This window comes from Synechococcus sp. H60.1 (assembly GCF_047462335.1).
Taxonomy (GTDB): domain Bacteria; phylum Cyanobacteriota; class Cyanobacteriia; order Thermostichales; family Thermostichaceae; genus Thermostichus.
Window position 1 is genome coordinate 1 of the sequence record NZ_JANSJA010000115.1, and the last position, 11,477, is coordinate 11,477.

Annotated in this window: 7 protein-coding genes and 1 pseudogene; 5 read left to right on the forward strand and 3 right to left on the reverse strand. The window is 60.6% G+C overall.

Annotated elements, in window-relative coordinates; translation table 11 throughout:
- Window positions 1–331 precede the first annotated feature (331 nt).
- Window positions 332–2,257 carry a biosynthetic arginine decarboxylase gene (gene speA / locus NW852_RS06375; protein WP_414386190.1) on the reverse strand — a complete coding sequence of 642 codons (1,926 nt, stop codon included), beginning with the start codon at window positions 2,255–2,257 and terminating at the stop codon, window positions 332–334.
- A gap of 458 nt (window positions 2,258–2,715) precedes the next feature.
- Here speA and pstS point away from each other — a divergent pair, with 458 nt between their 5' ends.
- From pstS to NW852_RS06390, 3 genes are all read left to right on the forward strand, one after another.
- Complete coding sequence (pstS, locus tag NW852_RS06380; RefSeq protein ID WP_414370531.1) at window positions 2,716–3,807, forward strand: phosphate ABC transporter substrate-binding protein PstS; 1,092 nt, start codon at window positions 2,716–2,718, stop codon at window positions 3,805–3,807.
- Between the two features lie 249 nt (window positions 3,808–4,056).
- Window positions 4,057–5,949, forward strand: a complete 1,893-nt coding sequence (gene dnaK / locus NW852_RS06385; protein WP_414363717.1) for a molecular chaperone DnaK — start codon at window positions 4,057–4,059, stop codon at window positions 5,947–5,949.
- A 187-nt stretch (window positions 5,950–6,136) separates the two neighbouring features.
- Window positions 6,137–7,114, forward strand: coding sequence for a DnaJ C-terminal domain-containing protein (locus NW852_RS06390; protein ID WP_414370532.1), 978 nt, complete (start codon window positions 6,137–6,139; stop codon window positions 7,112–7,114).
- On the opposite strand, the gene NW852_RS06395 is transcribed toward NW852_RS06390, so the two are convergent.
- Window positions 7,111–8,424 carry a (Fe-S)-binding protein gene (locus tag NW852_RS06395; RefSeq protein ID WP_414426567.1) on the reverse strand — a complete coding sequence of 438 codons (1,314 nt, stop codon included), beginning with the start codon at window positions 8,422–8,424 and terminating at the stop codon, window positions 7,111–7,113. The two genes, NW852_RS06390 and NW852_RS06395, sit on opposite strands and share 4 nt — an antisense overlap.
- Before the next feature lie 334 nt (window positions 8,425–8,758).
- Here NW852_RS06395 and NW852_RS06400 point away from each other — a divergent pair, with 334 nt between their 5' ends.
- A complete protein-coding gene (locus NW852_RS06400) occupies window positions 8,759–9,079 on the forward strand; it encodes a hypothetical protein (protein ID WP_414363711.1) in 321 nt (106 codons plus the stop codon).
- Here the strand turns inward: NW852_RS06400 and NW852_RS06405 are convergent.
- The gene (locus NW852_RS06405) at window positions 9,076–10,962 is read right to left on the reverse strand and encodes an AMP-dependent synthetase/ligase (protein ID WP_414370533.1); all 1,887 of its coding nucleotides are present in this window, start codon (window positions 10,960–10,962) and stop codon (window positions 9,076–9,078) included. The two genes, NW852_RS06400 and NW852_RS06405, sit on opposite strands and share 4 nt — an antisense overlap.
- 152 nt (window positions 10,963–11,114) lie before the next feature.
- Between NW852_RS06405 and NW852_RS06410 the strand changes: the two are divergent.
- Window positions 11,115–11,477: pseudogene (locus NW852_RS06410) on the forward strand (hypothetical protein); the annotation flags it as partial.

An 11,477-nucleotide genomic window follows, 5' to 3' on the forward strand; every position in this document is an offset into this window, starting at 1 on the left:
GGCGGATCCTGCAAGCCTTGCTGAAGGGGAAGAGCAGCAATTGCCCTTGTTTTAATGCCCTGCCTCTGTCTTAACCTTTGCCGCTAGTTGAGGGATTCTTAACCGAGTGATCCGGATCACTTCGAGAGGGGGGAAAACGCCAGAGACTAGAGCTGGGTTGAAGACGTTGGCAACGACGGCATCAGCTCACTCACAGGGAACTGGCCAAGGCTGGTGGCATCTCGTCCACCAGTCTTTTTTGTTTTGGTCAGAAAAAGGATCCCGGCCCACAACCGGGATCCCCTGCTGTTTACTTTTTAGCCTAGGCCTTTGCCCCTACCCACTACCCCCGTCAGCGGTGCAAGTAGGTGTAGGCCCGCAGGTTGTCTTCAAAGTGCTGCTGCAAAGCGCGGGCCTGGGCTAGGCTAATTTGGCCCCGTTGCAGGGCGGCTTCGGTGGCGTGGTGCAGGGTTTCCACCAGATCTTCGCTGTTGTACTGTACCCAGCTCAGCACTTCGCCGATGGTGTCCCCCTTGATGACTTGGGTGACTTGGTAGCCGCCGGGACGGGTGCGGATGTGCACGGCGTTGGTGTCGCCAAACAGGTTGTGCAGATCCCCCAGGATCTCCTGGTAGGCGCCTCCCAGAAACACCCCCAGCAGGTAGGGCTGCCCATCGGGATCGTGCAGCGGCAAGACCGAGGTGATCTGCCCGTCTTCGCCAAAGAAGCGGTTGATCTTGCCGTCGCTGTCGCAGGTCAGATCCGCCAAGGTGGCCCACTGGCGCGGCTCCTCGTCCAGACGGTGGATGGGCATGATGGGAAACACTTGGTCGATGGCCCAGCTATCCGGCAGGGATTGGAAGAGGGAGAAATTGCCGTAGTAGATGCTGGCCAGCATTTCGTCCAGATCCAGAAGATCCACCGCCACCGGCTGCCCTGCCTGGTGCTGCTCGTAGGCCAGCGTGCAGATCTTGTCGGAGCAGTTCCAAAACAGCCGCTCCACCTCGGCCCGCTCCCGCAAGCTGAGGGATCCCTCGGTAAATTGGCGCAGGGCGGCTTCTTTGAGCTCCTGGCAGCGGCGATAGTCGGCCACCAGGGTCTCGGGCCGGATCTCGTAGTAAAGCTGATTTAGCTTCTGGATCACCTCGGCATCGGACGTGAGCTGGGTGGGCATGGGATAGGGGCTGGCGGCGTTGACATCCTGGACGTCAAAGACCAGCACCGACTGGTGGGACATCAGGGCCCGCCCGCTTTCGGTCACCAGCACCGGCGGCTGGATCCCGTGCGGCTGCAGGGCACTCAGCACCGTCTGCACCACGGTGGCGGCGTAATCCTCCAAGCTGTAGCTCTGGGAGAAATGGCTGGTGGACTGGGATCCGTCGTAATCAACCCCCAAGCCGCCGCCGATATCCAGATAGCCCATCGGCGCCCCCAGTTTGACCAGCTCGATGTAGATCTGGCTGGCCTCCCGCACGGCCCGCCCATGCACGCTCACCATCGAGATCTGCGAGCCAATGTGGTAGTGCAACAGACGCAGACAGTGCAGCTTGCCGGCCTCCCGCAGCCGTTCCACCACCTGCAACATCTCCGTGGCCGTGAGGCCGAACTTGGCCCGATCCCCAGCCGAGGTGCCCCAACGCCCGATCCCTTGGGCTGAGAGCTTGGCCCGCACCCCCAGGATGGGATCAATGCCCAGGTGCTCGGCAGCCTGCAGCACCAGCTCCAGCTCCTGCAGCCGCTCCAGGACGATGATGGGGGTGCGCCCCAGCCGCTGGGCCAAGAGAGCCGTTTCCATAAAATCGCGGTCTTTGTAGCCGTTGCAGATCAACAAAGCCCCAGGTGTATCCAGCAGAGCCAGGGCAATCAACAGCTCCGGCTTGGAGCCTGCCTCCAGCCCAAAGTGGTAGGCGCGACCGTGCTTGACCACCTCTTCCACCAGGTGGCGCTGCTGGTTCACCTTGACCGGGTAAACCCCCCGATAGACGTTGGGGTAGCCAAAGCGCTCGATGGCCTGCTGAAAGCTCTCGCAAAGCCGCCGCATGCGGTCGGCCACGATCTCGGGAAAGCGAATCAACAAAGGCAACTGCAAACCCCGCGCCACTAGATCCATTACCAGGTGGTACAGGTCGATGCCAGGTTCCTGCTGCTGTAGGCCCTGTGGGGTTACCTCCACATGACCGGCGGCGTTGATACGGAAGTAGGGATCCCCCCAACCGGAGATGCGATAGAGCTTTTCGCTGTCTCGCAGTGTCCAGGGAGAACGAGTCAAAGTCGGCATAGTAGTCCCCCAGATACCGAGATGTAAACAGCGCAGGATTTCTGCACAGAATCCACAATATATTGCTCTATTCCAAGATATGTCAAGATTTTTCCAAGGCAGGGGGGATCCGGCCCGAAACCGGCTAAGCCTTGCCAGATAAGGCTTTGGCCTGGGGATCCCTCTGCAGTTGCTGCAGAACTCAACTCTTTCATTCTCTTTCTTTCGCTGTTTTTCTTTGTTTTTCTCGAGCAAGCTCTGTTTTCCGTCTTGAGACAAAGACAGAGTTGGGATCCCCGTTTTTGCCGGAGCGCGCAGCGAACCCTGCGGGGATCGGCGACCAGTTGGTGAAGAGAAGAAGCCGACTTTTGCGGGAAGTTGCCCCCTCTGGTGCTTGCCAGAGCTAAAGATGGCAGCCCTTGACAGAGCTCCGTGGGCAAGACTAAGGATCGGGGCGGAGAGCTTGGAGCGCCTCAGCCATGGTTCAACTGCCCCGCTGCCGCCGTCGAGAAATGCTGCTGTCGTTGCTGGCTGCTGCCGGCCTAAGCGCCTGCCAACAGGGATCCCGTTCTGGCCAAGCCGGCGATGCTGTCCCTGTTGCCGACAGCCAGTCTTCCGGGGAGATTGTGTTGATCAACGGGGCTGGGGCTACCTTCCCGGCCCCTCTGTATTTGCGCTGGTTTTCCGACTACCGCCAGGTGGATCCCAAAGTGGAAATCAACTTCCAGCCGGTGGGCAGTGCCACCGGGATCCGCCAATTTATCGACCAGACGGTGGACTTTGCCGCCAGCGACGTGGCCATGACCGATGCCGAGATTGCCGAGGTGAAGCGGGGCGTGGTCATGATCCCGATGACAGCAGGCAGCATTGCCGTCGGCTACAACCTGCCCGGGATCCGCTCCGGCCTCAAGCTGTCCCGCTCCGTCTTGGTGCAGATCTTCCGCGGCCAGATTACCCAGTGGCGGGATCCGCAGATTTTGGCCCTCAACCCCGATTTGGAGCTCCCCGACCTGCCCATCGCCGTCTGCTACCGCTCCGATGGCAGCGGCACCACCGACACCTTTACCCGCCACCTGGCCGCCATCGACCCCACTTGGGCCGCCGAGATTGGTGTCGGCATGTCCTTGGAGTGGCCGGTGGGGATTGGGGTCAAGGGCAATGAGGGCATGAGCGCCCAGATGCTCTACAGCGAAGGGGTGATTGGCTATGTGGAATCGGTCTACGCCCGCGACCTGGATCTATCGGTGGCGGCCCTGGAAAACCGCCGCGGCGAGTTTGTCCTCCCCACCCCCGCAGCCTCGGCCCTGGCCCTGAGCGAAATCGAGCTGCCTGAGAACCTGCGGGCCTTTGAGCCGGATCCGTCCGGCGCCGGGGCTTATCCTATCGTCACCTACACCTGGATCCTGGCCTACCGCCAGTACCGGGATCCCGCTATTGCCACTGCCCTGCGGGCGGTGCTGCGCTGGGCCCTCAGCGAAGGACAGGCTCTGGCCGAAGCAATGGGCTACCTGCCCCTGGCCGAAACCGTTGTGGCCCGCAGCCTGGAAGCCCTGGAGCTTATCCAGAGCTAGCCGCCCTTGCCCCAAGCGGCCCTGGAAGCAAGGCCCCGGCAGGTACGGAGATCCGTAACTGCTCTGCCTTCCAGTTGCCAGAAATGGGCGGCATTCTCGCCCTGACCGCAATGCCCTGCTGGTTAGGATCGACCCAGAAAACGGCTAAATACCTGCTGAATTTTCACGGATTGGCTGCCCAAGCTACTTCATACAGCCTGGCGGCGGTAGCCGAGGTAACGTCTTGAACAAAAGGAGAACAAGGAGCCGATGGGAAAAGTTGTAGGAATTGACTTGGGCACAACCAACTCGGTTGTCGCCGTAATGGAAGGGGGCGTCCCCACTGTCATTCCCAATGCCGAGGGGAGCCGCACTACACCCTCGGTGGTCGCTTTCACTAAAGATGGGGAGCGCCTGGTGGGACAGATGGCCCGTCGCCAAGCGGTGCTCAACCCCGAGAACACTTTTTACTCCGTTAAGCGCTTCATCGGGCGCAAGTACGATGAGCTGAACGTCGATGCCAAGCGGGTCTCCTACCAGGTGCGGCGGGACGAGCGGGGCAACGTCAAGTTGTACTCACCCCGCATGAACAAAGAATTTGCCCCCGAGGAAATCTCGGCCATGGTGCTGCGCAAGCTGGTGGACGATGCCAGCCGCTACCTGGGCCAACCGGTTACCCAAGCCGTCATTACCGTCCCTGCCTACTTTAACGACTCGCAGCGGCAGGCCACCAAAGATGCCGGGAGGATCGCCGGCTTGGAAGTGCTGCGCATCATCAACGAGCCGACGGCGGCTTCTTTGGCCTATGGCTTGGACAAGCGCAACAACGAGACCATCCTCGTCTTCGACCTGGGCGGTGGCACCTTCGACGTGTCCATCCTGGAGGTGGGAGATGGGGTCTTTGAGGTGAAAGCCACCAGCGGCGATACCCAGTTGGGTGGCGACGACTTCGACAAGAAGATTGTCGACTGGATGGCCGAAGAGTTCAAGCGCATGGAAGGGATCGACCTGCGGCAAGACCGGCAGGCCCTGCAGCGGCTGACGGAAGCTGCCGAGAAGGCCAAGATCGAGCTGTCCAGTGTCTCCGAGACTACCATCAACCTGCCCTTCATCACCGCCACTGCCGATGGTCCAAAGCACCTGGAGCTGAAGCTCTCCCGAGCCCAGTTTGAACACCTCTGCGCCGACCTGCTGGAGCGCTGCAAAGGGCCGGTGGAGCAAGCCCTGCGGGATGCCAAGCTCACCAAGGCCGACATCAACGAAGTGGTGTTGGTGGGCGGCTCCACCCGCATCCCGGCGGTGCAGCGGCTGGTGAGAGAGCTGCTAGGCAAAGAGCCCAACCAAACTGTCAACCCTGATGAGGTGGTGGCCGTGGGTGCTGCCATCCAGGCCGGTGTGCTGGCGGGCGAGGTCAAAGATGTGTTGTTGCTGGATGTCACCCCCTTGTCTTTGGGGGTGGAAACCCTGGGCGGTATTGCCACCAAGCTGATCCCGCGCAACACCACCATCCCCACCCGCAAGTCGGAGATCTTCTCCACCGCCGAAGATGGGCAGACCTCGGTGGAAATCCACGTGGTGCAAGGGGAGCGGGAGCTGGCCCGCGACAACAAGTCCCTGGGCCGCTTCAAGCTGGACGGGATCCCGCCGGCTCCCCGCGGTGTGCCGCAGATCGAGGTGACCTTCGACATCGACGCCAACGGCATCCTCAAGGTGACGGCCAGAGACAAGGGCAGCGGCAAGGAGCAGAGCATCTCCATTACTGGCGCCTCCACGCTCGATAGCAAAGAGGTGGAGCGGATGATTGCCGAAGCCGAGAGATACGCTGCCGAAGACCGCGCCCGCCGCGAGAAAATCGAGCGCCGCAACAAGGCCGATTCTCTGGCCTACCAGGCTGAGCGGCAGTTGAAGGAGCTGGGAGACAAGATCTCCTCCAGCAAGCGCAGCCAAATCGAGACCTTGGTGCGAGAGCTGCGGGAGGCCATCCAGCGGGATGACGACAGCGCCATCCAGAGCAAAGAGCGGGAGCTGCAGGAGGCCCTTTACGCCATGAGCAGCGAGCTCTATCAGCAGCCCGGCGCCGCTTCGAGCTCTCCCTCTGGCTCGGGGACGACCTCCGGCGGCAGTGACGACGTCATCGACGCCGATTTCACCGAGACCAAGTGACAACAGTGGGATCCCTCTGCGGCCCCCTGGTTCAGGGCGGATCCCACCCTTATTCACAGCACCGATAATGAGGAGGGACGGGATAGGCGATGGCGTCTAGCCCGCCTTCTTCTCTTTGTGTCAACGGGTCGGAAGCCAACTGCTTGGGTTTCTGCCCATTCTCAGCAATTTGCCTGCGGACGCCTCCATGCAAAACTTTAAGGACTACTACAAGATTTTGGGGGTCAGCAAGACGGCCACCGCCGACGAGATTAAGCAGGCCTATCGGCGCCTGGCAAGAAAATATCACCCGGATGTTAACCCGAACAACAAAGCTGCCGAAGAGAAGTTCAAGGAGATCAACGAAGCCTACGAAGTTCTCTCGGATCCCAGCAAGCGCCGACAATACGACCAATTCGGCCAGTACCACCAGCAGGGTGGGTTCCGCTACCAGCGGGAGACCTACAGCCAGCCTTACAGCAGCAGCCCTTTTGGCGACAGCTCCTTCAGCGAAGACTTTGGGGGAAGCGGTTTTAGCAGTGGCGTCGATTTCAGCCAATTTGACGATTTTCAAGACTTCATCGATCAACTCCTGGGCCGGGTGCGCAACTCAGGCGCGGATCGCAGCAGCAGCTCCTCCAGCCCCGCCAGCAACGCCAACTACGATGCGGAGGCCACCATCCAGCTCACCATTCCCGAAGCTTTTGAGGGGGGCAAACGCCGCCTACGGGTGGGGGGGAATCGCACGTTGGAGGTCAATCTCCCTCCTGGGATCACACCGGGGAAGCGGATTCGCCTGCGCGGCCAAGGCCACCCCAACCCTAATGGGGGTGCTGGCGACCTGTATCTCAAGATCGAGCTGAAGGAGCACCCCTTCTACCGCCTTGAGGGGTTTGACGTCTACTGCGACTTGCCCATCAGCCCCAGCGAGGCCGTTTTGGGCGCCCAGGTGGAGGTGCCCACCTTGGATGGGGTGGTGAAGCTGCGCATCCCACCAGGAATGCAGCCAGGGCGAAAGTTGCGCCTAGCAGAGCGGGGTTTTCCCAAGGGCAACGGGGAGCGGGGCGATTTCTACGCGGTAGTTCAGATCTATTTGCCCACCCGTGTTTCGGAGGAGGAGCGGGAGCTCTACGAAAAGCTGCAACGGGTTCAGTCCTACGATCCCCGCGCCGCCCTCAAGCTCTAGCTAGACAATTGGAGAGCACGATCCAAAAGCTCCATCGGGTGATAAATGGGGATCCCAGCCTTGCCCTGCAGGTGCAGGTGCTTCTGAATTTGCAGGCGGCAGCCGATATTGGCAGAGACGATCCCCTGGGCACCGGTGTTGAGCAGGTTGGCCACCTTCTGGGATCCCAGCTCATCTGCTATCTGGGGTTGCAGCAGGTTGTAGACGCCGGAGCTGCCACAGCAGAGGGCGGCATCGACGGGATCCCGCAGTTCCAGCCCCGGAATTTGCCGTAGCAGTTGCCGCGGCTCCTGGCTGAGCCGTTGCCCGTGCAGCATGTGGCAGGCATCTTGGTAGGCCAGCACCAAGGGATCCGGCTGCAGGGGGTACAGGGGAGCAGTCAGCCCCACCTGAGCGAGAAACTCCTGGATATCCTTGACTTTGGCCGCAAACTGGGCCGCTTTCTCTCGGTAGTCGGGATCCTTGGCCAAAAGGTGGCCGTACTCCTTGAGGGTGTGGCCGCAGCCGGAGGCAGTCACCAAAATGGCATCCAGTTCGTAGCCGGCAAAAGCATCCACCATCCGGCGGGCGAGGGCTTCCGCCTGCTGCAGTTGCCCTTGGTGGTGGGGCAAGGCCGCACAACAGCCCTGGGCCGGCGGGATCACCACCTCACAGCCGTTGTGGGTCAACACGCGAATGCTGGCCTCGTTCACTTGGGGGGCAAACAGGCGCTGCACGCAGCCGAGGATCAGCCCCACGCGAAAGCGCCGCTTGCCCACCGCCGGGATCCGCTCCGGGTAGTGCTTGGGCAGCAGTTGTTCCACCTCCAGAGGGGGCAAGAGGGATTCCATGGCCGCCAGGCGCGGGGAGACTTTTTCCAACCCTTTCCGGACCCAGGCGCCGATCCCCATTTTTTGGTAGAGCCAAAGGGGCCAGAGCAGAGGCCGCAGCCGCTCCGGATAGGGGAAGAGGGAGAAGATGAACTGGCGGTACAGGTGCTCCCAGAGGTTGCGGCGGTAGTTGCGCTCGATCTGCGGGCGGGTGGCGGCAATCAGCCGGTCGTAGCGCACCCCTGAGGGGCAGGCGGTAACACAGGCCAAACAGCCCAAGCAGGTATCGAAATGGGAAACCACTGCTGCCGAGAGAGAGATTTGGCCCTGATTGAGGGCGTCCATCTGGTAGATGCGTCCCCGCGGCGAGTCCGTCTCCTTGCCGAGGACGCGGTAGCTGGGGCAGGTGGTCAGACAAAAGCCGCAGTGCACACAGGCATCAATTAGCTTGGGATCCGGCGGATCCAGGCTGTCAAAACTTGGCCCTTTGGATAAGCTCATTGGCCTTGATTTATCGCGCTCTCAACACAATCATCCGCCTGCCAGGGAGGGGAGTGGCACCTCAGGGCTCCCTTCCGGGAGGGAAGTTGCTCCTGCTGCTGTTGCAGCTTTTTGAGCTAGGAGTTCACCCAGCCAGTTTTTGAGACCAGCGGCCCCCAGCAGGGATCGGGTTGTCGTCTTCTTGGAGAAAGGCCAGCGCTGGCCGCAAAGACTCGACCGGATCTGCGCTGGTGCCGCTCCCCGGTTCTTTGCATCTTAATCTCAGAACAGCATCCAAGCGCCCTGTTGGCCCGTATTACCCTGGAAAAGGGACACTTGCCCACCATCCAAAACCGTGAACTGGCGATCCCTCCTCACTCCTAGTTTTTGGGCAACGGCTCTTTCCGCTCTCTGCCTGCCCAGCACTGCTTTTGCCCAGGCCAACCTGCGGGAGCTGCCCCCCGATCTGGCCGAACAGCTCACCACGGAGCAGATCTTGCAGGCCTGTGCCGCCAACCAAGCAGACACCCTGCCCAGTCCCTTCCCGGACGTGGTGCCGACCGATTGGGCCTACAAGGCAGTGCTTACCCTCTACTACTGCGGCGCCTACCGGGGGGCCATTCCCCCGGAGAGCTTCCGGCGCTACCTGGAGCAACAACGGGGATCCCAAACTTAGCTCCCCGTCGGGTACATCTCCTGGATAAGGTGAGCATAGCGCTCGGCTACTGGGTTGCGCTTAATTTTCAGCGTCTGGGTCAGGAGGCCATTTTCCACGCTCAGGGGCTCTGGCAAAAAGCGGAAGTCGGCAATTTGCTCGTGGGGCCGGTAGCCGGGACGTTCCTGGATGCGGGTTTGCACCTCCCGCAAGATCAACGTGCGCACCTGCGGGTGGGCCAGCAGCTCGGCCTCAGCAGCCGGGATCCCTTGCTCGGCGGCCCAAGCCTTGAGGGCCTCCAGGTTGGGGTAGATGAGGGCAGCCAGTTTCTTTTGGTCTTGGCCGACAATTACAATCTGACTGATGTAGGGGGATTGCAGGCAGGCATCTTCCAGCGGCTGGGGCTCGACGTTCTCTCCGTTAAGCAGCACAATCACGTCCTTGGCCCTGCCGGTGATCACCAGTTGCCCGTCGGGGGTGAGCCAGCCCAGATCCCCTGTTTCAAACCAGCCGTCGGGGCTGAGCACCTGGGCGGTGGCTTCTGGATTGTTGTAGTAGCCCATCATCACCTGTGGCCCCCGCGCCAGGATCAACCCTTTTTCTCCTGGCGGCAGCGGCTGCCGGGTTTCCGGATCCACAATGCGAAACTCCGTGCCTGGCAAGGGGGGCCCAGCCGTGCCGCGCACATTGTTGTCGGGACGGCGCGCGCACAGCACTGGCGAGGTTTCGGTAAGGCCGTAGCCGTTGAGGATGGAAATGCCCACCACCTCGTAAAACAGATCCAGATAGGCGGGCAGGGATCCGCCGCCGCTGATGGCCTGTTGAAAATTGGGGCCCAAAGCCTGCCGCACCTTGCGGTAGATGAGCGCATCGGCTAGGCGGTGGACAGGCCAGAGCAGCCCCTGTTGCAGGCGGGCCCCCACTCGCACCCAAGGGCTGACGCCGTAGTGCAAAATTGACTGGTTGCGGGCTATCCGCCCGGCGAGCACGTAGCCTTCGCTGGCCGCCATCAAGGTGCGGATCAGCCGCTGCATGAGAGGGCTTTTTTCCTTCAATTGTCTCTGGATCCCTTCGTAAACCGTCTCCCAGATGCGGGGCACTGCCACCAGATAGTGGGGCTGCTCCCGTTGCAAATCCTGCTTGATAAAGCGAGGGTTGGTATAGACCAGCGTACAGGCCTGGCTGAGGAGAAAATACTCGCAGGCCCGCTCGTAGGAGTGCCAGGTGGGCAGAATGGTCAGCACCTTATCCCCAGGCCGGGGCTGTACAACCACACTCAAGTTCTCCACCTGGTGCATCAGGTTGCCGTGGCTGAGCATCACCCCCTTGGGGCGACCGGAGGTGCCAGAGGTGTAGATGATGGTGGCCAACTGGGATCGCTCCAGCCGCGGCGGCTCGTAGCGGCCTTCCCGCCCTTTCTGCAGCCACTGAGAGAAGTTCAATACTCCTGCCTCTTCTTCATCGGAAAGCAGCAGCAGCCGCTCCAGGCCCAGCTCCTGCACAACCGGCTGCACCCGCCTCAGGGTCTTCACATCCTGGGCAATCAAAGCCGTGCTGCCGGAGTGACGCAAAATGTAGCCCAGCTCACCCGGATCCGCCACGGCGCTGCGGGGCACATTGACCGCTCCCGTAAACAGCGTGGCCAGATCCGCCATCAGCCAGCGGGGGGAATTCTCGGCAAAAATGGCCACCCGATCCCCGGGGCGAATGCCCAAGGCCTGCAAGCCGGCAGCCAGCGTCTGAATGCCGCGGAACAGTTCCCCATATGAAATCTCAAGAACCGGCTGGGCATGGGGATCCCTGAGGGCAATCTGATCAGCAAACTTTTCGGCCAGGACTTGCCAGACGTTGAGTAAAGTCGTCCCTGGGGCGGTGGGAGTAGCAGCAGCGGAGACAGTCGCCATAAATCTGTACCCTAAATCACATTTACAGTCTAGTGAACTTGAGCCTTTTCTCCGGCTCCTCCTAGGACAGTTCTCAATCTGTCACCCAATCCAACCCCGTCCCCTTGGGGGGAAAAGGTAGGGATCAACGAGCTTCGACAGCCCCACCAGGGGTGCGTGAAGGAGAATTGCCAGATCTTTATAAGGCAAAATCCGAGGTTTGCTTTTCTATCCGTATTTCTCGCGATGATCTTATGGGCACAAGGCTGGCTATCTATGAGCAAGTTCAGGATTTACATCAGTTCCAAGAGCAACCGAAAGTTCTTGTCAGTCGAAACTGTCCTTCGGTAATTGTGGCAGATTTGCTAGACCTGACAAGACTAGAGCTTTATGTCGGGCTTGGCTTTCCCCTATCCGATCTACCAAATGATGAAAGAATCTTAACTCGTGTTCACGTGATGAATAGAGATACTTTTAAAGATAAGTTGAATGTTTTGATAGCCAAGCGAGATGGTCAATCTACGAGTCAGGAGTTC

Excerpts from the sequence above, each read along its gene's own strand:
- speA (WP_414386190.1), bottom strand. The coding sequence starts at position 2,257 with ATGCCGACTTTGACTCGTTCTCCCTGGACACTGCGAGACAGCGAAAAG.
- pstS (WP_414370531.1), top strand. The coding sequence starts at position 2,716 with ATGGTTCAACTGCCCCGCTGCCGCCGTCGAGAAATGCTGCTGTCGTTG.
- dnaK (WP_414363717.1), top strand. The coding sequence starts at position 4,057 with ATGGGAAAAGTTGTAGGAATTGACTTGGGCACAACCAACTCGGTTGTC.
- NW852_RS06390 (WP_414370532.1), top strand. The coding sequence starts at position 6,137 with ATGCAAAACTTTAAGGACTACTACAAGATTTTGGGGGTCAGCAAGACG.
- NW852_RS06395 (WP_414426567.1), bottom strand. The coding sequence starts at position 8,424 with ATGAGCTTATCCAAAGGGCCAAGTTTTGACAGCCTGGATCCGCCGGAT.
- NW852_RS06405 (WP_414370533.1), bottom strand. The coding sequence starts at position 10,962 with ATGGCGACTGTCTCCGCTGCTGCTACTCCCACCGCCCCAGGGACGACT.